Annotated in this window: 19 protein-coding genes; 7 read left to right on the forward strand and 12 right to left on the reverse strand. The window is 68.4% G+C overall.

Annotation, left to right across the window (positions count from 1 at the left end; all coding sequences use genetic code 11):
• The first annotated feature begins 39 nt into the window (after window positions 1-39).
• Window positions 40-612, forward strand: coding sequence for a putative natural product biosynthesis protein (locus B7D75_RS06150; protein WP_033997020.1), 573 nt, complete (start codon window positions 40-42; stop codon window positions 610-612).
• Between the two features lie 36 nt (window positions 613-648).
• Here B7D75_RS06150 and B7D75_RS06155 read toward each other — a convergent pair whose 3' ends face one another.
• Complete coding sequence (locus B7D75_RS06155; RefSeq protein WP_043100942.1) at window positions 649-1,278, reverse strand: cysteine hydrolase family protein; 630 nt, start codon at window positions 1,276-1,278, stop codon at window positions 649-651.
• Window positions 1,279-1,397: 119 nt separating this feature from the next.
• Here B7D75_RS06155 and B7D75_RS06160 point away from each other — a divergent pair, with 119 nt between their 5' ends.
• On the forward strand, window positions 1,398-2,351 hold the full coding sequence (locus tag B7D75_RS06160) for a GlxA family transcriptional regulator (protein ID WP_043100940.1): 954 nt from the start codon (window positions 1,398-1,400) through the stop codon (window positions 2,349-2,351).
• On the opposite strand, the gene B7D75_RS06165 is transcribed toward B7D75_RS06160, so the two are convergent.
• The 7 genes from B7D75_RS06165 to B7D75_RS06195 form a co-directional block, all read right to left on the reverse strand.
• Window positions 2,348-3,109 carry a M15 family metallopeptidase gene (locus tag B7D75_RS06165; protein ID WP_012074579.1) on the reverse strand — a complete coding sequence of 254 codons (762 nt, stop codon included), beginning with the start codon at window positions 3,107-3,109 and terminating at the stop codon, window positions 2,348-2,350. The genes B7D75_RS06160 and B7D75_RS06165 overlap by 4 nt on opposite strands.
• 4 nt (window positions 3,110-3,113) lie before the next feature.
• Window positions 3,114-4,394 (reverse strand): TRAP transporter large permease, encoded by a 1,281-nt coding sequence (locus tag B7D75_RS06170; protein ID WP_012074580.1) that lies wholly within the window; start codon window positions 4,392-4,394, stop codon window positions 3,114-3,116.
• On the reverse strand, window positions 4,391-4,885 hold the full coding sequence (locus B7D75_RS06175; protein ID WP_034000010.1) for a TRAP transporter small permease: 495 nt from the start codon (window positions 4,883-4,885) through the stop codon (window positions 4,391-4,393). Before B7D75_RS06175 ends, B7D75_RS06170 begins: the two co-directional genes overlap by 4 nt.
• 72 nt (window positions 4,886-4,957) lie before the next feature.
• The gene (locus tag B7D75_RS06180) at window positions 4,958-5,998 is read right to left on the reverse strand and encodes a TRAP transporter substrate-binding protein (protein WP_034081164.1); all 1,041 of its coding nucleotides are present in this window, start codon (window positions 5,996-5,998) and stop codon (window positions 4,958-4,960) included.
• A 151-nt stretch (window positions 5,999-6,149) separates the two neighbouring features.
• Window positions 6,150-7,085, reverse strand: a complete 936-nt coding sequence (locus tag B7D75_RS06185) for a LysR family transcriptional regulator (RefSeq protein WP_034081163.1) — start codon at window positions 7,083-7,085, stop codon at window positions 6,150-6,152.
• A 6-nt stretch (window positions 7,086-7,091) separates the two neighbouring features.
• The gene (gene xseA / locus B7D75_RS06190) at window positions 7,092-8,471 is read right to left on the reverse strand and encodes an exodeoxyribonuclease VII large subunit (protein ID WP_034081232.1); all 1,380 of its coding nucleotides are present in this window, start codon (window positions 8,469-8,471) and stop codon (window positions 7,092-7,094) included.
• A gap of 36 nt (window positions 8,472-8,507) precedes the next feature.
• On the reverse strand, window positions 8,508-9,416 hold the full coding sequence (locus B7D75_RS06195; RefSeq protein ID WP_107113844.1) for a LysR family transcriptional regulator: 909 nt from the start codon (window positions 9,414-9,416) through the stop codon (window positions 8,508-8,510).
• Window positions 9,417-9,523: 107 nt separating this feature from the next.
• Between B7D75_RS06195 and B7D75_RS06200 the strand changes: the two genes are divergently transcribed.
• Window positions 9,524-10,306: a sulfite exporter TauE/SafE family protein gene (locus B7D75_RS06200; protein WP_107113845.1), complete on the forward strand. Its 783-nt coding sequence runs from the start codon at window positions 9,524-9,526 to the stop codon at window positions 10,304-10,306.
• Here the strand turns inward: B7D75_RS06200 and B7D75_RS06205 are convergent.
• From B7D75_RS06205 to B7D75_RS06220, 4 genes are all read right to left on the reverse strand, one after another.
• The gene (locus B7D75_RS06205) at window positions 10,291-11,433 is read right to left on the reverse strand and encodes a class II histone deacetylase (protein WP_058163331.1); all 1,143 of its coding nucleotides are present in this window, start codon (window positions 11,431-11,433) and stop codon (window positions 10,291-10,293) included. The two genes, B7D75_RS06200 and B7D75_RS06205, sit on opposite strands and share 16 nt — an antisense overlap.
• A gap of 29 nt (window positions 11,434-11,462) precedes the next feature.
• Entirely contained in the window at window positions 11,463-12,620 is a 1,158-nt protein-coding gene (locus B7D75_RS06210; protein WP_034081159.1) for an MFS transporter, read from the reverse strand.
• 12 nt (window positions 12,621-12,632) lie between these two features.
• Window positions 12,633-13,529: a transporter gene (locus B7D75_RS06215; RefSeq protein WP_034081157.1), complete on the reverse strand. Its 897-nt coding sequence runs from the start codon at window positions 13,527-13,529 to the stop codon at window positions 12,633-12,635.
• A gap of 133 nt (window positions 13,530-13,662) precedes the next feature.
• Window positions 13,663-14,640 carry a helix-turn-helix transcriptional regulator gene (locus tag B7D75_RS06220; protein ID WP_012074590.1) on the reverse strand — a complete coding sequence of 326 codons (978 nt, stop codon included), beginning with the start codon at window positions 14,638-14,640 and terminating at the stop codon, window positions 13,663-13,665.
• Window positions 14,641-14,903: 263 nt separating this feature from the next.
• Between B7D75_RS06220 and guaB the strand changes: the two genes are divergently transcribed.
• From guaB to tadA, 4 genes are all read left to right on the forward strand, one after another.
• Window positions 14,904-16,373, forward strand: coding sequence for an IMP dehydrogenase (gene guaB, locus B7D75_RS06225; protein ID WP_003092702.1), 1,470 nt, complete (start codon window positions 14,904-14,906; stop codon window positions 16,371-16,373).
• A gap of 79 nt (window positions 16,374-16,452) precedes the next feature.
• Complete coding sequence (guaA, locus tag B7D75_RS06230) at window positions 16,453-18,030, forward strand: glutamine-hydrolyzing GMP synthase (RefSeq protein ID WP_024915449.1); 1,578 nt, start codon at window positions 16,453-16,455, stop codon at window positions 18,028-18,030.
• Between the two features lie 164 nt (window positions 18,031-18,194).
• Window positions 18,195-19,586 carry a multicopper oxidase family protein gene (locus tag B7D75_RS06235; protein WP_107113846.1) on the forward strand — a complete coding sequence of 464 codons (1,392 nt, stop codon included), beginning with the start codon at window positions 18,195-18,197 and terminating at the stop codon, window positions 19,584-19,586.
• A complete protein-coding gene (tadA, locus tag B7D75_RS06240; RefSeq protein WP_012074593.1) occupies window positions 19,577-20,125 on the forward strand; it encodes a tRNA adenosine(34) deaminase TadA in 549 nt (182 codons plus the stop codon). The genes B7D75_RS06235 and tadA overlap by 10 nt, the downstream gene beginning before the upstream one ends.
• The last annotated feature ends 306 nt before the right edge of the window (window positions 20,126-20,431 follow it).

The raw sequence follows: 20,431 nt of genomic DNA on the forward strand, positions 1-20,431 counted from the left end.
GGCGCCTGGCGCCCCGCCTTTGCGTGCGAGGTTCAGAGCATGAACAGCAACAGATCTCCCTTGCCGGCACAGACCGGCCTGGTGGTGGCCCCCGGCCTGCCGCCGAAGCATTCCACGCTGCGTCCGGACCAGCTCAACAAGCGCCTGAGCAGCGCCTGGCACCACCTCTACGATCTCTGCCCGGAACTGCTGAAGATCGATCCGCCGGATGGCCTGACCATCCTGCGCGGCTTCCTGCAATGGGCGGCCGAGCAGAAGGCCGCCTGGAACTGGGCGATGCATCTGCGCCTGTACTGCTGGCTGTTGCAGTCGCCGTTCGGCGCCAAGGTGACCGACGAGCACCTGGAGGTGCTGATGGACGCCTCCGCCGCGCGCTGGACGGTGGACGACACCAGCGCCAACCGCGGCATCCTTCTGGCCAGCCAGGGCGGCGCGCATATCACCCAGGACTGGAAGGCGCCGCAGGCCGGCGCCGGCACGCGCGTGCCGCTGGAGCGCCTGGACCTGCCGGTGCCGAACTGGACATTCGCCTATTGCGCGGTGCCCGACCCGCGGCTGCGCGAGTTCCCGGGCTGGAAGCCGTTGCCGGCGCGCGGCTCGCTGGCCGGTTGAGCGGCCGCCGCCCCGCAGGCGTGGGGCGGCGCCGTTTCAGCGGTTGGCCAGGGCGCGCTGGTTGGAGGCGTAGATGTTGTCGCGCTCCGGCAGGTGCCGGCCGGCGAGGGTTTCCAGCCATTCGTCGGTGCTGAGGACCGCGGCGAAGGACGACTGCAGGACGATGCCGAAGATCCGGTGGATCTCTTCCGCGCTGGCCTGGCCGGCGCGGTTGCGATAGGGCACCGAGCCGCTGGCGTCGTGCAGGTATTCCACCTGCCAGCCTTCGTGGATCGCCTGGCGGATGGTCGAGTCGTCGCAGTGCTGGGTCATGTAGCCGACCACGGCGAGGGTGTCGATGTCGCGTTCGCGCAGCCAATCGGCCAGCCCGGTGCCGACGAAGGAACTGGCCAGTTCCTTCTCCACCTTGTGCTGGTAGGGCCGCGAGGCGACCACTTCATGCAGCTCGGCCTGCTCGCTGCCGCGGGCGAACAGCGGCGAATCCGCCGGCGCCAGGTGCTGCACCACGACGATCGGGATGCCCGCCGCGTGGGCGCCGTCCATGGCGGCGCCGATGCGTTGCAGCGACGACTGGATCGCGGGGTATTCGATGCGCAGGTTGCCGCTGACGTATTCGTTCTGCACGTCGATGACCAGCAGGGCGCGTTTGGGTTGTGGTGCGGACATGGGGTTTCCTCCCGAGTGGGTGAGGAAGATTCTCGTCCCGGCGCGGCGTGGCGGGTGAGTGGCCTGGGAGACAACTTTCGCTAGAATCGGGCCAACTCTTCGTTACCGCCGAGGTGCGCATGCCCCGCCAGTCCGTGGCCGTGGTGGCCTTCGACCGCATCAGTCCGTTCCACCTGTCGGTGCCCTGCCTGGTGTTCGGCCAGGAGTGCTACGACCCCTGCGCGCAGGCCTTCGACCTGCGTGTCTGCGCCGCCGAGCCGGGCCGGCTGCGAACCACGGTGGGGTTCACCATCGAAGCCGAGGCCGGGCTGGAAGCGCTGGCCGAGGCGCAGACCGTGATCGTGCCGAGCTGGCGCGATCCACACGAGCGTCCGCCACAAGCGCTGCTCGAGGCGCTGAACGCGGCCCGTGCACGCGGCGCGCAACTGGTGGGTCTGTGCCTGGGGGCCTTCGTGCTGGCCGAGGCCGGTTTGCTCGACGGCCGCCGGGCCACCACCCACTGGATGTGGGCGGACGATTTCGCTGCGCGTTTCCCCGCGGTGCGGGTGGAGCCCGACGTGCTGTACATCGAGGACGACGGCCTGCTGACCTCGGCAGGCACCGTCGCCGGCATCGACTGCTGCCTGCACCTGGTGCGCCAGCGCCTCGGCGCGCAGACCACCAACCACCTGGCCCGGCGCCTGGTGGTGGCGCCGCATCGGCAGGGCGGCCAGGCCCAGTTCATCGAGCAGCCGCTGCCGGACAGCGCCCAGGACGGCCGTCTCGGCGAGCTGCTGGTGTGGCTGCGGCAGAACCTCGACCAGCCGCACAGCCTGGACAGCCTGGCGCGGCGGGTGCTGATGAGCCGGCGGACCTTCACCCGGCACTTCCGCCAGCTCACCGGCACCACCGTCAGCCAGTGGCTCCAGGCCGAGCGCCTGGCCCTGGCCCAGCGCCTGCTGGAGACCACGGAGCATTCGGTGCAGGCGATCGCCGAGCTGGCCGGCTTCGGTTCGGCGGTATCGTTGCGCCAGCGGTTTTCCGCTGCGTTCGGCGTGCCGCCGCTGGGTTATCGGCGCACCTTCGCTTCCTAGTCCGCGGGAGGGCGCTTCTGCAACTGCTGGCGCCAGAGCGCGTCCATCGCCTGCAACTGCGCGGGGCCGAACAGCGCCTGCGCCGCGCCGGTGTGCCAGGCCCAGAGCTGGTCGCCGTAATCGTAGTGCCACCATTCGCTGGGCAGATTGCTGAAACCGGCGTCGAGCATCGCGTGGTAGAGCAGGCGACGATGATCGCGGACTCGACGCTGGCGCGCGTCGGGCTGCGCGATCTGCTCGAAGTAGGCGCTGTAGGACGCCGGTACCGCCTCGTCGAAGGCGCTGCCCATGTCCAGCCAGCGGCCCTGGGCGTCGCACAGGGTGACGTCCACCGCGCCGCCGGTGAGATGCGGGCTGGGCGCTTCGCGGCGGCTGCTCGGCGGCGAGACGAACTGGCGGGTGAGCCGTTCCAGCTCTGCCTCGCCTGCCTCCGGGTAGTGCGCGGAGAGGGCGCTGGACAGACTGTCGTAGAGATACTGCTGCACGGCGAACGGGCGCCAGGCGTCCAGCACCACCAGGCGCACGCCATCGGGGAGGCCGGCGGCGACCCGCAGGAGACGCTCGAAGACCTCGCCGCGAGCGTGGCATTCCGGGATCGCGTGAGGAATGCCGAGCTTGTGGTAGGCCGGCCAGACGCTGAAGTCGCGGCTCAGCCCGAGCGCTTCCAGCGGCGTGCCGGCATCGACGATGGGGATGCCGGCCACGGCGTGCCAGTCGGGCTCCGGGAGAACGGGGATGGCTTGGGTGAAGTCGGTCATGGCGTCAATTGAGCAGGCGTGGCAGCCACAGGGTCAGGGACGGGAACAGGATCAGCAGCGACAGCACCCCCAGGGCGACCAGGATGAACGGCCAGATACCCTTGAACATTTCCAGGATATCGAGGCGGCTGATGGTCGCCACGATGAACAGGCAGGCCCCCATCGGCGGGGTGATCAGGGCGATGGTGATGTTCAGGGTGAAGATCAGCCCGAGGTGTACCGGATCGACGCCGGCGGCCAGCGCCACCGGGGCGACGATCGGCGTCAGCAGCATCAGCACCGAGACCTCTTCCATGAGCATGCCGCAGATGAAGATGACCGCGCTGATGATGAACAGCATCAGGGTCGGCGAGTGGCCGAACGGCTCCAGCAACCGGGCGAACTCGCTGGCGACCTGGGCGTAGTTGAGCAGCCAGTTGACCACCGAGGCGGCGGCGATGATCACGTAGATGGCGGTGGTCAGGCGTACCGTCTCGCGCAGCGAGTTCCACAGCCCGGCCAGGCTCAGCTGGCGCTGGAGCAGGCCGACCAGCGCCACGTAGAGAGCGATCAGGGCGCCCGACTCGGTGGGCGTGACCAGGCCGAGGACGATCCCGGCGACGATGATCACCGGCGCGATGAGCGCGGTCAGGGCACCGGACAGCGCCGCCAGAATCTCGCCCCAGGCCGGCGCCGCGTGGCGTGCCTGCAGCCCGTTGCGGTAGGCGTACAGCGCGTTCAGCAGCATGAAGGCGGCGGCCAGCAGCAGGCCGGGGATCACCCCGGCGAGGAACAGCTCGCCTACCGAGGTGTTGGTCAGCGAGGAATAGAGGATCATGAAGATGCTTGGCGGGATGATCGGGCCGATCAGCGAGCTGCCGGCGGTCAGCCCGGCGGCGAAGCGCCGCGAGTAGCCTTCCTTCTCCATCGCCGGCACCAGCAGGGTGCTGAGCGCCGAGGCGTCGGCCGCGGCGGAGCCGTTGACCCCGGCGAAGAACACCCCGGCGACCACGTTGACGTGGCCGAGGCCGCCACGGAAGTGGCCGACCAGGGCGTTGGCCAGGCGCATCAGGCGCGGGGTCATGCCGGAATGGTTCATCAGGTTGCCGGCCAGCACGAACAGCGGGATCGCCATCAGCGAGAAGATGTCCATGCCGCCGAAGAAGCGTTGCGGCAGGGTGTTGGCGAACAGCGCCGGGTCGACGAAGAGGAACCCCACCAGCGCGGTGAGCAGCAGGCAGAGGAACAGCGGCAGGCCGAGCAGGAGGTTGACCACGAAGGCCGCGATCATGGCGATGGCCATCATGCCTGCGACCCTCCCTCGACGGTGGTGCTGGCCGGCTGCCGCGGCCAGGGGCCCTGGAGCAATAGCATGAGGGTCAGCAGGCCGAAGCCGAGCGGCAGGCTGAGCAACGGCCAGGTGCGGCTGACGCCCAGACCGAGGCTGCGGAAGCGCCCGGCGTTCAGCGCGTAGCGGGTGCTGAACCAGGCGGCGAAGGCGAAGAAGGCCAGCGCCAGCAGCCACTGGTAGAGCCTCAGCGCCTGCGCCAGACGCGGCGGCAGATGCTGTTCCAGCAGGTTGACGCGCATGTGTCCGCCTTCCATCCACACCGCGCCGAGCGCCAGCATCACGGCGCCGATGATGAGGTAGCGGGCCAGTTCGTCCATCCAGATCGGCGAACTGCCGAGCAGGTAGCGGGCGAACACCCCGTAGATGAGCAGGGCCAGGTCGAGCAGCAACAGCAGCGTGGCGAGGTTCAGCAACGCGGCGCGCATGCCCTTGAGCAATGACGGCATGGGAGGTACTCCGGAAAGTCGGACAGGCGCGCCCGGCCGACGGCGACGGCCGTCGGGGGCAACGCGCGAAGGTCAGGGGGCGGTGGCGAGACCGGCGTCGCGGAAGGCCATCTCGGTCCAGCGTGGCTCGATGTCCTGGGTCTTCAGCCAGGCCAGGTAGGACGGCTGGCCTTTCGCGCGGAAGGCGGCGAGGTCATCGGCGGACGGCTGGATGATCTGCATGCCCTTTTCCTTGAGGAACGCCAGGTCGCGTTCCTGCTGGGCGGCGACCGCCTCGCGGTTCAGTCGGGTGGCTTCGGCGGCGGCGTCGAGCAGGGCCTGGCGGTCCTTGGCGGGGAGACCGGCGAGCAGATCGCCGTTGGCCACCAGGAACTGGTCGGAGTACTGGATGTTGGCCAGGGTCAGGTACTTCTGCACCTGGTAGAGGCTGCCGAGGATGATGTAGGAGGTCGGGTTCATCTGGCCGTCGGCGACGCCGGTGCGCAGGCCCATGTACAACTCGGTCCAGGGGATCGGCGTGCCGGAGGCGCCGAAGGCTTCGTAGAGCGCCACCTGGCTGGGATCCATGGCGCGGAAGCGCAGGCCCTGGAAGTCCGCCGGGCTGTGGATCGGCTTCTTGCCGTTGGTGAAGTTGAGGAAGCCGCCTTCCTCGACCACCGCCAGCAGTTCGGTGCCGGTGCGCTCGCGGAAGGCCTCGCGGGCGGCCTGCCAGTAGCTGCCGCGGTCGAAGAAGGCGTGGGCCGCGGCGGCGTCCTTGAACATGAAGGGCGTGGCGCTGACGTAGATCTCCGGGAACAGCGGGGCGATCCCGGCGAAAGAGGCGATGTTCAGCCCGGGGCCGGTCATCACCTGTTCCATGCGCTGCTCCTCTTCGCCGAGCATGCTGTTGGGGTAGAGCTTGAACTGCAGGTCGCCACCGCTCTTTTCCTCGGCCAGGCGCTTGAGGTTGCTGGCGAACAGGTGCACCAGGTTCTTCTCGCTGTCGGCGGCGCCGTTATAGCTCAGGTTGAGGGTAGTGGCGGCCTGGGCGAGGCTGCCGCCCAGGCCCAGGGCGGCGGCCAGCAGTCCGGCGGCGAAGCGGCGGGCGAGGCCGCGGCGCGGATTCGTGTGCATGTTGTTTTCCTTATGGCAGTCCGAACGGTCGAGGGATCGGCGGCACTTCTTGTCGGGGCGCGGGGCCGGGTGCTCGCACGAAAGCGAAGCAACGCTAGCCGTTGTCTCGTTGACTATTCAAGTCCGGACGTGATGCGAAAAAGACAACGCCTCAGCGCTGCGCGAGGCCGGGCGCGTCGCCACTGAAGAAGCGCATGCCCCGGCGCAGGTGCTCCAGGCAGGCGATCGCCGCCACGGTCAGCTCGCGGCCCTTGTGGCTGACGATCCGCGCGCGGGCGTCGCGCAGCGCCGGATGGGCCAGCGGCAGGCAACGGATGTGCCCGGCCTCGATCTCGTGGCTGACCGTCAGTTCCGGCATGAAGGCCACGCCGATGCCGGACTTGACGAAATTGGTCAGCACCGCCACCGAGTTGGTGCGCAGCTTCGGCCTTAGCTCGATGCGCTCCAGTTGCGCGGCGATCACCGCCAGTTGGCCCATGCCGGTGCTGTTGTGGATCAACGCCAGCGACTCGTTGCGCAGCGCGCGCATCGGCACCGCGCCGCGGTGTCCGGCGAGGGCATGGTTGGCGGGGATGATCAGGTCGAGGGGCTGGCGGGTGTCGACGTGCACTTCCAGCTCGCCGTCCTCGACCGGGGCGTAGACCAGCGCCAGGTCGACGGCGTCTTCCTTGACCAGCGCCACGCCTTCGTTGGCCCCGGCCATGCGCACTTCCAGCTCGATGCCGGGGTAGCGCAGGATGAAACTCTGCAATGGCTGGGAGATCAGGTCGGCGATGAAACCTTCGCCGACCGCCAGGCGCACCTTGCCCTGGCGCAGCCCCTGCAGGGCCGACAGACGCGACAGCACGCCCTCTTCATTGGCCCGTTGCTGGCGGTAGTGCGCCACCAGCAGCTCGCCGGCCTCGGTAGGCGCCACGCCCTGCGGCGTGCGTTGCAGGAGGCGCACGCCGAGATGTTCCTCCAGGCTGGCGAGCTGCCGGCTGATGGCCGAGGGGTCGATGTTCAGGTGCTGGGCGGCGCGGCGTAGAGAGCCGTGGTGGATCACCTCGTTGAGGTAGGCCAGGGCCCGTTGGCTGAGGCGGATCATCGCGGCTCAGTCCAGCAGCGACAGGGTGACCGGGGTCCGGTGGTTGTCCTCGACCCGCACCTCCAGTTCGCCTTCCGCCAGGCGCGCCTTCAGGCGCTGTCCCGGCTGGGCCTGGCCGGCATCGCGGATCGCCCGGCCACGCTCGTCGAGGAGGATGCTGTAGCCGCGGCCCAGGGTCGCCAGCGGGCTGACCACGTTGAGCGTCTGCGCCAGTCCTTCGAGGCGCCGGCGACGATCCTTCAGTACCTCGCGGGCGGCGCGCGGCAGGCGCGCGGCGAGGCTGTCGAGCTTCTGCCGGAGCAGCGCCAGGGTACGGCCCGGATGCTGCGCGGCGAGGCGCGTCTCCAGGCGGACCAGGCGTTCGTGGCGGACCGCCAGCTGGCGCTCGAAGGCACGGCGCAGGCGCATGTCCAGGTCGTCCAGGCGCTGCGCCTGCTGGCGCAGGCGTTCGCCGGGATGGCGCAGGCGGCGGGCGACGCCTTCCAGGCGCAGGCGTTCGCGCAGCAACTGGTCGCGCATGCGCAGCACCAGGCGTCGGCGCAGGCCGTCGAGACGCTGCTGCAGGTCGCCGGCGTTGGGCGCCAGCAGTTCGGCGGCGGCCGAGGGAGTCGGTGCGCGCACGTCGGCGACGAAGTCGCTGATCGATACGTCGGTCTCGTGGCCGACCGCGCTGACGATCGGCGTGGCGCAGGCTGCCACGGCGCGCGCCACCGCTTCTTCGTTGAAGCACCAGAGGTCTTCCAGGGAACCGCCGCCACGGGCCAGGATCAGCGCGTCGAAGCCTTGCCGGTCGGCCAGTTGCAGGGCGCGGACGATCTGCGCGACGGCCTCGCGGCCCTGCACGGCGGTGGGCACCAGGGTCAGCTCGACCTGCGGCGCGCGGCGGCGGAACACGCTGATGATGTCGCGGATCACCGCCCCGCTGGGCGAACTGACGATACCGATGCGACGCGGATGGGCGGGCAGCGGACGCTTGCGTTCGCTGGCGAACAGGCCTTCGCCGGCGAGTTTTTCCTTCAATGCCTCGAAGGCCAGGCGCAGGGCGCCGTCGCCGGCCGGCTCGACGGTATCGGCGATCAACTGGTAGTCGCCGCGTCCCTCGAACAGCGAGATCTTTCCGCGCACCTTGACCGCCAGGCCGTCGCGCAAGGCCTGGCGTACGCGCTGGGCGTTCTGCCGGAACAGCGCGCAGCGAATCTGCGCGTTGCTGTCCTTGAGGGTGAAGTAGACATGTCCGGAGGCCGGTCGGGCGAGGTTGGACAGTTCGCCCTCGACCCACACCTGCGGGAACACGTCTTCCAGCAGCAGGCGGGCGCGCTGGTTCAGTTGGCTGACGGTCAGCACCTCGCGATCGAGGCCGAGCCGTTGGAAGGGATCGTTACGCATGGGCGGCATGATAAGGCGGCGCACCGCGATGTGCGATCAATCCTTGGCTTCGTTCGGCAGATTCTCCAGGAAATATTCGACGAAGCCTTCCACCAGGGGGCTATCGTCGCGTCGCCAGGCCAGCGCCACCTCGCTGTATGCCTCGGCCTCGGCCAGGGGCAGGAAGCGCACGGCGGGCGGAGCGATGGCGCGCATCGAGGCGGGCACCAGGGCGACGCCGAAGCCGGCCTCGATCAGTTGCAACTGGCTGGTCTTGCGCGACAGCGCGCGCGCCGGGCGTGGGTAGAAACCGGCGCCGAGGCAGAGTTCGGCGGCGCGATAGCTGAGGCCGCCGCGTTGCAGGTGGGGAATGGAGACGAAGGTTTCTCCGGCCAGGGCGGCCAGGGCCACGGGGGTTTCACGGCGGGCCAGCGGATGGCCGGCGGCGAGAGCCAGGAGCAACGGCTCGCGGTACAGGGCGCGCAGGTGCAGCCGGGGATGCTGGCGCAGCACCGGCAGGCGCAGCAGGCCGACGTCCAGGCGGCCTTCGGCGAGATCGGCGAGCTGCTGCTCGGAGGATTGCTGGGTCAGTTCCAGGCGGACGCCACTCTGCGCCGCGAGGTAGCCGCGCAGCGCCGCTTGCAGGCCGTCCACCAGCGGCACCGAGCTGGAATGCCCCAGGCGCAGCAGGCCATGGCCGCCTTCGCCGACCTCGCGGGCCAGGCGCCGGGCGGCTTCCAGGTCGCCGAGCAGGCGCTGCGCGCGGGGCAGGAAGGCGCGGCCGGCCGGGGTCAGCTCGACCTGGCGCGGACCGCGGCGCAGCAGTGGGGTGCCGATGCTGTCCTCCAGTTCACGCACCTGCCGGCTGAGCGCCGACTGGGCGACGAACAGGCGTTCGGCGGCACGGCTGAAGCCGCCGGTTTCGACGATTTCGACGAAATAATGGAGTTGCCGCAAAGAGATCATCGGAAGACTTCCCATGCCTTTTCGAGATGGCTACAGGGCTCGGATTGTATTGGCTGGCGCGCCGTTGCGCTCGCTAGAGTGCGCGGGTCGTCGTTCCGGGAGCCGCCATGTCCTCGCTCGATCCGTCAGTCCTGTTCGCCGCCCTGCCGTTCAACCTGTGGCAATGGCTGCTGGTCGAACTGGCCATCGTCCTCGCCTATGTGGTGTTCGGCATCGCCGGCTTCGGCACCGCGCTGGTTGCCGGCCCGTTACTGGCCGGAGTGCTGCCGCTGTCGCAGATCATTCCGCTGCTGGTCCTGCTGGATTTCAGCGCATCGTTCGGCAACTGGCTGCCGGCGCGGCGGCAGGTCGCCGTCACTGAGCTCAAGCGTCTGCTGCCCTGCATGCTGCTGGGCTGCGCGCTGGGGGGGTACGGACTTCTGGCGCTACGCGCGGAGCTGCTGATGCTGGCCCTCGGCGTGTTCGTCAGTCTCCATGCGCTCTACGCGCTGTTCCTCCAGCCACGTGGCCAGCCGCGCTGGCGGGCGACCTGGGCGTTGCCCTTCGGTGTCTTCGGCGGGCTGTTCGGCGCGTTGTTCGGCAGCGGCGGCTTCCTCTATTCGCTGTACCTGAACGGACGCCTGGCGAGCAAGGAGCAGATGCGCGCCACCCAGAGCGCGCTGATCGGTTGTAGCACCTTCGTCCGCCTGGGGCTGTTCCTGCTCGCCGGGCTGTATGCCGCGCGCGAGCCCTGGCTGCTCGCCGCCTGCCTGCTGCCGGGCATGGCGCTGGGCCTGTGGATCGGTCGCCGGGTGACCCTGCGTCTGTCGCGTGAAGCCTTCGTCCGCCTGGTCACCTGGCTGGTGCTGTGCAGCGGCCTGGCGCTGGTCGGGCGCTACCTGGCCGCCTGAAGCGGCTGTGCCGGGCACAGGCCGAACTGTGTGGCCAGTTCTTCGAGGCGCTGGCGCTGGAAGTCGCGGAACGCCGCGCCGGGCTGCTGCAGCTCGATGAAGTCGCGCAGCGGGTCGCGCACCGCGCTGCGCACGCCGCTGAGTTCTTCGATCACCGCCAGCCCGCAGAACGGCACGTAGGCTTCCGAGTAGCCGCCTTCGTGGACCACCACCAGGCGTCCGCCTGCATGCCGCTCGGCCGCGTCGCGGACCATCGCGGTCAGCGCCCGGAAGCTGTCGCTGTGCAATTGCATGCGCGCCAGCGGGTCCACCGCGTTGGCGTCGAAGCCACTGGCGACCACGATCAATTGCGGGCGGAAGCGCTCCAGCGCCGGCAACACGATGCGTTGCATGGCCTGCATGTAGGCATCGTGTCCGCCGCCGGGAAGCAGCGGGACGTTGAGGTTGAAGCCGCGACCGCGATCCTCGCCGATGTCTTCGGCGCCGCTGTAGCCAGGCGGGAAGCAGCCGTCCTGGTGCAGGGAAATGCTCAACACGTCGTCGCGCCGGTAGTAGATCGCCTGGGTGCCGTTGCCGTGGTGCACGTCCCAGTCCAGTACCGCGACCCGCTCGACGCCGTGGCGAGCCTTGGCCGCCTCGATGGCCACGGCGATGTTGGCGAAGAAGCAGAAGCCCATCGCCTGGTCCGGCAGGCAGTGGTGACCTGGCGGCCGCGACAGCGCATAGGCGTTGTCCGCTTCGCCGGCGAGCACCGCATCCAGCGCGGCGATGGCCAGGCCGGCGGAGAGTCGGGCGATTTCGTAGCTGCCCGGGCCGATCGGCGCGTCCTGGCCGAGGCTGCCGCCGCCAGCGTCGCTCAACGCCTTGAAGCGTTCCAGGTAGTGCGCCGGATGCACGCGCAGCAGGTCCTCGTCGCTCGCCGGCGGCGCGCTGCGCAGTTGCAGGCGGGCGGTCAGGCCGGACACGTCGAGCAGGCTTTTCAGCCGGCGCTTGGTTTCCGGTGATTCGGCGTGTCCGGCGGCGGCGGGCGGTTGCACCCAGCCGCCGACCGGCAGGGTCAGCGCGTGCGGGCCGGCGGCGTGCCAGAGGCAGAGTTCGTCGAAGAAGAAAGCGGTACGTCGGCTCATGGTGGATATCCGTGGTTCGGGAGAGGGTTTCAGCGTGGCCGGCAGGCCAGGGCCAGCAGCAACGAGAGGCCGGCCAGGCCGGCGGCGATCGGCAGCAGCGGGAGGAAACCGCCGCTGCTTTCGATGAGTCGTCCGGCCAGCGCCGGGCCGATGGCCAGCCCGCCGCCGATGACCAGGTTGGAGGCGTTCATCAGGCGGCCGGAGCGGTCCAGGTCGGCGAGGCAGGCGAGGATGAACGGCAGGGCGAAGGTCCAGGTGAACTTGAACAGCAGCGCGGCCAGGGCGAAGCGCGCCAGCGGCGGCTGGCCGATCAGCAGGAGGATCGCCGCGGCCATCGCCAGGTAGCCGCCGAGCAGCATCAGGTCGCGCGGCAGGCGGTTGCCGATGAAGGAGGCGCAGGCCGCCCCGGCGATGCCCATCAGAGTGGCGACGGCGAGTACCTCGCCGCTGGCGCCGGCTCCGATCCCCGCGCCTTCGGCGATGGAGCCGATGAAGGTCCAGACACCGCTGAGGCTGATATAGAAGGTGAGCACGGCGAGGATGCCCAGCCCGACCCGCAGTCGCGAGTGAGTCGCGCCGGCACTGGTGCCGGCTTCCGCCGGTGGGCTGCCACTGGGGAAGGCCCGCGACAACGGCAGGGCGAGGCCCATCAGGCCAGCCAGCAACAGGTAGCAGGCGGCCAGGCCGAAGCGTTCGAACAGCGCCGGCAGCAGCGCCAGGCCGACGGCGCCGACCACCAGTTGGCCCATCACCCAGAGCCCGTAGACCCGGCTCGGGGTGGCGGTGCTGGCGGCGCTGGACAGGCAGAGGATCATCAGCGAGCCGCCGGCGAGGGCGCTGCAGAAACGCAGGGCGAGCAGCAGCGGGTAGCTGCCGGCCAGTGCCGAGGCCAGGTTGGCGGCGATGAACAGCAGGCCGGCGAGCAGCGCCGCGTGGCGCCAATCGACGCGTTGCAGCCAATGGAAGGCCGGCAGCGTCGCCAGGCTCATGGCGCCCAGCTCCACCGAAAACAGGTCGCCGACCCGCGCCGGGCTCAGTTGCCACTGGGCCGCCAGTTGCGCGGCGACGGCGGGGGCGGTCATCAGGATGGTCGGGGTTATCGCGGCGAACACCACGATGGCCGCGAGCAGCGCGAGGTTGCCGGACACCGGAGAGGCGCTGGCGAGGGTCTTGTCGGAAGCGTTCATGGCTGCGCCTCCTCAGAACACATGGACCAGGCGCAACAGGGCCTGGCTGCCATGGAAAGCATTGTCGGTGGCGACGTTGCGCGAGAGACCGAACATCAGGCCGTTGCGCCGGTCCAGCCAGTGGCCGAGCTCGAAGCCGAGCTGGGTGTAGCGCTGGTGGGTGTCGTCGAGGGTATGGCCCTGCAGCTTCAGTTCGCCGCCATCGGCGTGCACCAGCTTGAGGGCGCCGTAGGTGCTCTGGCTGAAGTCGTAGGAGGCGAAGGCCTGCAGGCGATACAGCGGTTCCTGTTCCAGGTCGCTGCCGAAGTAGTCGTCGTTCTTCGCGTAGAACTGCGCTTCCAGGTTGGCTTCCAGCACCCAGTCGCGGCCGATGCCCCGGGTGTAGTTGTAGACGAAGGTGGCGCCCCAGCGGTTGGCGCCGGGCGAGACATCGGGGTTCTTCGCGTGGTACTCGCCCAGCGGCAGGGTGATCAGGGTCAGCAGGCCGCTGTAGCGGCGCCGTTCCGGGTCGTTGACGAAAAACAGGGTGCCGCCGACCTGGGGATCGCCGAAACCGGTCTCGCCGGTATGCCCGGCGGTGCCGGGCAGGCGCGCATCGATATCGACGAAGGGAATGATGAACTGCGGCGTGCAGAGGGGGCCGCAGAGGTCGCTGAAGAACACCTGGCGGTAGGCCACCGCGTTGGTCTTCAGTTCGGCCTTGCCGTTGCGATCGGCCGGCCCGTGGAACTCATGGGCGCGGGTCGCCGGCAGGTAGAGCACGCCGAGCGTGGTGCCCGCCGGGGCGCCGAAGAAATCGCGGGCGTTGAGGTCGGCGGCGCCGGCCTCGGCGCCCAGCAGGAGCTGGATGCCGAGCAGCGCGAGGGCGCTGGCGGGCGGTGCGGCCATCGAGGCGGTGCGGTGGGTCATGTGTCGGTCTCCCCGGTCGTTGTCTGCCCGGCGTTCGTCGCGCCGGTGGTGGTTGCGCCTTTTCGCAGGCGAAAGGGCGCCCAAGCCGCCCTTGGCGGGGCGGTCGAAGCGGTGATGGCAGGGTGGAGGGCTGTCAGCCAGGCGGGAACTGGTGCAGCAGGTGAGCGATGCTCGCCTTGTCGTTGACGCCGAGCTTGGAATAGATGGTGCGTATGTGATGGCGCACGGTGTTCGGTGCCAGGCCGAGGTCGCGGGCGATCTGCTTGTAGGTCTTGCCTTCGCTGAACAACAGGGCGACGTCGCCTTCGCGATTGCTCAACTGTTCGATCGCGCTCGGTTGCCGCGCGGTGAGCAGGTAGAGGTCGCCGACCGGCAGCGATTCGATTACCAGCCGCCCGTCGCGGTAGCCTTGCGGGCTGGTCGGCTCCGGCATCTGCGGGCCGGTCCAGCCCGGCCAGGCGCCGAGCAGCAGGTCGACGAAGCCGCGTTCGGCACAATGCAGCACGCCGTAGCGGTCGCATACCGCCATGGCCAGTGCCTGGCGTTCGAGGGATTCGCGCAGGGCCACCAGGGTACGGATCTGGTTGGCCGAGACGGCCGCGGCCAGGTGCGCCGAGAGTTGCCCGAGGAGCAGTTTTTCCTGTTCCGCGAAGGGCGGGCCGCCGGGCGTGCGATAGAGGGCGACATGGTCGCTGAGGCGGGTGATCGGATCGACGTGGATCACGCAGAGCAATTCACCGATGTGGTGACGCGCGCCAAGCCAGCGTAGTCCGGCGGTGGCCTGCATGTCGACGGCCACGGCGGTGCCCGGGCGGGCGTGCACCAGGCCGACGGTGATGTCGTCGTGGCTGATCGACTTCCAGTCCTCGATATAGTGCTTTTCGAGGTTGAACAGGTGCGCGCTGTGCTCCACCGGCACGCCATCGAGCAGCGCCGCGCGGCCCCACCAGGCGCGCTGGAACGGCACCAGTCGCTGCAGACGTTCCAACGCGGTGCGGTGGAAGCGCTCCAGGGTCTTGTCGCGCGCCAGCCGGTTGATGTCCAGCACGGCGGCGCTGAATGCCGCGAGCAAGGCTGCGGATGACGAATGCGGGTCAGTGCTCCCTTTCATTCTCTCCCCGTCCCACTTTTTATAGTTTTTGGAACCGGCGTCCCGTCGGATCGGCGGTCGCAGGGTGACATCCGCAGTATCCGGTCATCCGCCGCCGCGCCGCCATCCTGCAGATGCGGGATAGAACAGGCGCGGCGTGGTCCCGGGTTGGCCTTGCAAGATATTTGCCCATCCGCCGTTTTCGGCGATCAACTGCGTTGAGCGCAAGCCCGTGGCTGGGTATAATGTCGCGCTTCCATTTTTCCCGTCTGGGAGCGCCCGCCATGCTGCGAATCAGTCAAGAAGCCCTGACTTTCGACGACGTCCTTCTGATCCCCGGTTATTCCGAAGTCCTGCCCAAGGACGTGAGTTTGAAAACTCGCCTGACCCGCGGCATCGAACTGAACATCCCGCTGGTATCCGCCGCGATGGATACCGTGACCGAAGCCCGCCTGGCCATCGCCATGGCCCAGGAAGGCGGCATCGGCATCATCCACAAGAACATGGGCATCGAGCAGCAGGCCGCGGAAGTCCGCAAGGTCAAGAAGCACGAGACCGCCATCGTCCGCGACCCGGTCACCGTCACCCCTTCCACCAAGATCATCGAACTGCTGCAGATGGCCCGCGAGTACGGCTTCTCCGGCTTCCCAGTGGTGGAGCAGGGCGAACTGGTCGGTATCGTCACCGGTCGCGACCTGCGGGTGAAGCCGAACGCCGGCGATACCGTCGCCGCGATCATGACCCCGAAGGACAAGCTGGTCACCGCCCGCGAAGGCACCCCGCTGGAAGAAATGAAGGCCAAGCTCTACGAGAACCGCATCGAGAAGATGCTGGTGGTCGACGAGAACTTCTACCTGCGCGGCCTGGTGACCTTCCGTGACATCGAGAAGGCCAAGACCTACCCGCTGGCGTCCAAGGACGAGCAGGGCCGCCTGCGCGTCGGCGCCGCCGTCGGTACCGGCGCCGATACCGGCGAGCGCGTCGCCGCGCTGGTCGCCGCCGGGGTCGACGTGGTGGTGGTGGACACCGCCCACGGCCACTCCAAGGGCGTGATCGAGCGCGTGCGCTGGGTCAAGCAGACCTTCCCGGACGTCCAGGTGATCGGCGGCAACATCGCCACCGCCGAGGCCGCCAAGGCTCTCGCCGAGGCCGGTGCCGACGCGGTCAAGGTCGGCATCGGCCCGGGCTCGATCTGCACCACCCGCATCGTCGCCGGTGTCGGCGTGCCGCAGATCTCCGCCATCGCCAACGTCGCCGCCGCCCTCGAAGGCACCGGCGTACCGCTGATCGCCGACGGTGGCATCCGCTTCTCCGGCGACCTGGCCAAGGCCATGGTCGCTGGCGCCTACTGCGTGATGATGGGTTCGATGTTCGCCGGTACCGAGGAAGCGCCGGGCGAGATCGAGCTGTTCCAGGGCCGTTCCTACAAGTCCTACCGCGGCATGGGTTCGCTGGGCGCCATGTCCGGCTCCCAGGGCTCGTCCGACCGCTACTTCCAGGATGCCTCCGCCGGCGCCGAGAAGCTGGTGCCGGAAGGCATCGAGGGCCGCGTGCCGTACAAGGGCGCCCTGTCCGCCATCGTCCACCAGTTGATGGGCGGCCTGCGCGCCGCCATGGGCTACACCGGCAGCGCCGACATCCAGCAGATGCGCACGCAGCCGCAGTTCGTCCGGATCACCGGCGCGGGCATGGCCGAATCCCATGTCCACGACGTCCAGATCACCAAGGAAGCCCCCAACTACCGGGTTGGTTGAGGCTGATTGAAATGAGTGCTGCACGGGGCTGTTCGATTCAGCCCCGTGTCGTTTTCGAATTCCGTAGCGAGAGATGGCCATGTCCCAAGACATTCACGCCCACCGTATCCTGATCCTCGATTTCGGCTCCCAGTACACCCAGCTGATCGCCCGCCGCGTGCGCGAGATCGGCGTGTACTGCGAAATCCATCCCTTCGACATGAGCGACGAGGCGATCATCGCCTTCGCCCCGCGCGGCATCATCCTCGCCGGCGGTCCCGAGTCGGTGCACGAAGCCGACAGCCCGCGCGCGCCGCAGGCGGTGTTCGACCTGAAGGTGCCGCTGTTCGGCATCTGCTACGGCATGCAGACCATGGCCGAGCAGATGGGCGGCAAGGTGCAGGGCTCCGACCTGCGCGAGTTCGGCTACGCCCGCGTCGACGTGGTCGGCAAGGCACGCCTGCTGGACGGTATCGAGGACCACGTGGACGACGACGGCGTGCTCGGCCTCGACGTGTGGATGAGTCACGGCGACAAGGTCACCGAGATGCCGGCCGGCTTCCACATCCTGGCCAGCACCCCGAGCTGCCCGATCGCCGCCATGGCCGACGATGCCCGCGCCTACTACGGCGTGCAGTTCCATCCGGAAGTCACCCACACCAAGCAGGGCCTGCGCATTCTCTCGCGCTTCGTCCTCGACATCTGCGGCTGCGCCGCGCTGTGGACCCCATCGAACATCGTCGAGGACGCCATCGCCACCGTGCGCGCCCAGGTCGGTTCGTCCAAGGTCCTGCTCGGCCTCTCCGGCGGCGTGGACTCCTCGGTGGTCGCCGCGCTGCTGCACAAGGCCATCGGCGACCAACTGACCTGCGTGTTCGTCGACAACGGCTTGCTGCGCCTGCACGAAGGCGACCAGGTGATGGCCATGTTCGCCGAGAACATGGGCGTGAAGGTGATCCGCGCCAACGCCGAGGACAAGTTCCTCGGTCGCCTGGCCGGCGTCGCCGACCCGGAAGAGAAGCGCAAGATCATCGGCCGCACCTTCATCGAAGTCTTCGACGAAGAAGCCACCAAGCTGCAGGACGTGAAGTTCCTCGCCCAGGGCACCATCTACCCCGACGTGATCGAGTCGGCCGGCGCCAAGACCGGCAAGGCCCATGTGATCAAGTCGCACCACAACGTCGGCGGCCTGCCCGAGGACATGCAGTTCGAACTGGTCGAGCCGCTGCGCGAGCTGTTCAAGGACGAAGTGCGTAAGATCGGCCTGGAGCTGGGCCTGCCCTACGACATGGTCTACCGCCACCCGTTCCCCGGCCCGGGCCTGGGCGTGCGCATCCTCGGCGAAGTGAAGAAGGAATACGCCGACCTGCTGCGCCAGGCCGACCATATCTTCATCGAGGAACTGCGTGCCTTCGACTGGTACCACAAGACCAGCCAGGCGTTCGTGGTGTTCCAGCCGGTGAAATCGGTCGGCGTGGTCGGCGACGGCCGCCGCTATGCCTGGGTCGTCGCCCTGCGCGCGGTGGAAACCATCGACTTCATGACCGCGCGCTGGGCGCACCTGCCCTACGAGCTACTGGAAAAGGTCTCGAACCGCATCATCAACGAGATCGCCGGTATCTCCCGGGTCACCTACGACGTGTCGAGCAAGCCGCCGGCGACTATCGAGTGGGAATGATCGGATCGCGCCGATGACAGAGTAAAGGGCAGCTTCGGCTGCCCTTTTCGTTTGCTCCGGATCAGCAAAGCGGCAGTTGCATGGAGCGATGGCTCGCCTTGTCGGCTGGGAAATGAGAAAATCTATCATTTCCCAGCCGTAGTACCCGCGAAGGTGAAGGCTCCATGACATTTACCCGTAGACAAGTGCTCGGCGGCCTCGCCGGGCTGGCGGTGGTCGGCCTCGGCGCCGGCGGCGCGCGCCTCTGGCTGGCGCGTCCGCAGGTGGCGCAGGAATACGACTACGAACTGATCGCCGCGCCGTTGGACCTGGAGATCGTCCCCGGCTTCACCAGCCCGGCGCTGGCCTACGGCGGCCAGTGCCCCGGCGTCGAGCTGCGGGCGAAGCAGGGCGAGTGGCTGCGGGTACGCTTCACCAACAGGCTGGACGAGCCGACCACCATCCACTGGCACGGCATCCGCCTGCCGATCGAAATGGACGGCGTGCCGTACATTTCCCAACCGCCGGTGCAGCCGGGCGAGAGTTTCATCTACCAGTTCAGGACCCCGGACGCCGGCAGCTACTGGTACCACCCGCACCTGATGAGCAGCGAGCAGCTCGGCCGCGGGCTGGTCGGCCCGCTGATCATCGAGGAGCGCGAACCCACCGGGTTCCGCCACGAGAAGATTCTCTGCCTGAAGACCTGGCACGTGGACGAGCAGGGCGCCTTCACCCCCTTCAGCGTGCCGCGCCAGGCCGCGCGCGAAGGCACCCGTGGGCGTTATTCGACGATCAACGGCAAGCATGTGCCGACCATCGACCTGCCGGCCGGGCAGATCGTCCGGGTGCGCCTGCTGAACGTCGACAATACCGTCACCTACCGTCTCAACCTGCCTAATGGCGAGGCGAGGATCTACGCCATCGATGGCCATCCGGTGGAGCCGCGCGGGTTCGAGGGGCAGTACTGGATCGGCCCCGGCATGCGCCTGGAACTGGCGCTGAAGGTGCCGGAGGTGGGCACCGAGCTGTCCCTGCGCGACGGGCCGGTACGCCTGGCGACGATCCGCAGCGTGGCCAGCGCCGAGGCTCCCGCCGGCGACTGGCCGAAGCCGTTGCCGGCGAATCCGGTGAGCGAGCCGGACCTGGCCAATGCCGAGAAGATCGGTTTCCGTTTCGAGTGGGTCGGGGCGATGTCCGATACCAGCGGCAAGAAACCCTATCCGTCGTTCTGGCAGATCAACGGCAAGGCCTGGGAAGGTGGCGAGGAGCACAAGCACAACGCGCCGCCGCTGGCCAAGCTGAAGGAAGGCCAGAGCTACATCTTCGAACTGCGCAACATGGCGCAGTACCAGCACCCGATCCACCTGCATGGAATGGCCTTCAAGGTGCTGGATTCGGACCGTCGGGAGATCGTCCCGTACTTCACCGACACCTACCTGCTGGGCAAGAACGAGACCGCCCGCGTCGCGCTGGTGGCGGACAATCCGGGCCTGTGGATGTTCCACTGCCACGTCATCGACCATATGGAGACCGGCCTGATGGGGACCATCGCGGTCGGCGAGGCCTGGTGCGGGTGACTAAGCTGATCAGCAACGGCAAGGGCTACCCGACGGTAAAAGGCGTGCGTCCGATCATCGATCGCAGCCGGGACCCGCATTTCATGCGCGAGGCCCTGGCGGAGGCGGAAAAGGCCGCGGCCCTCGGCGAGGTGCCGGTGGGCGCGGTGCTGGTGCGCGAGGGCGAGATCATCGGTCGCGGCTTCAACCAGCCGATCAGCAGCCACGATCCCAGCGCCCACGCCGAAATGGTGGCGATCCGCATGGCCGCGGCCGAGGCGGGCAACTACCGGCTGCCGGGCAGCACCCTCTATGTGACGCTCGAGCCGTGCGGCATGTGTTCCGGGCTGCTGGTCCATGCGCGCATCCAGCGCCTGGTTTACGGCACGCTCGAACCCAAGTCGGGCGCAGTGGAAAGTCGTGGGCGATTCTTCGAGCAGGAGCATCTCAACCACAGGGTCATGGTCGAGGGCGGCGTGCTGGCCGAGGAGTGCAGCCAGGCGCTTTCGGCGTTCTTCCGCGCGCGGCGCGAAGCGGCGAAGAAGCCTCGCGAAGACTGACGGCGTTTCTCTTTTCGAACGAATCGGCTGAAACGTTAAAGCGCCCGGTCGCGCCTTTTCTTTCTTCCAAAAGGCTTCTGAATCAATTATTTATCCGGATATTTCAGACGATCGGCATAGGCGTAAAGTCGTAGTCGCCGTGCGCTTCCTCTGTCGAATTGTGTGATATTTTGCACGGCCGCTTGAGCAAGCGGCCCGCAGGCATGGCTTCAGGTGAGAGCGAGCCCGCCTGCGGATACCCCCGCCGGACCGCGCAGTCGAAAAAGCGCGGCCGGTCCGGAGGCGTCCGCGATTCCCGGTCCTGCA

This window comes from Pseudomonas paraeruginosa (assembly GCF_003025345.2).
Lineage (GTDB): Bacteria > Pseudomonadota > Gammaproteobacteria > Pseudomonadales > Pseudomonadaceae > Pseudomonas > Pseudomonas paraeruginosa.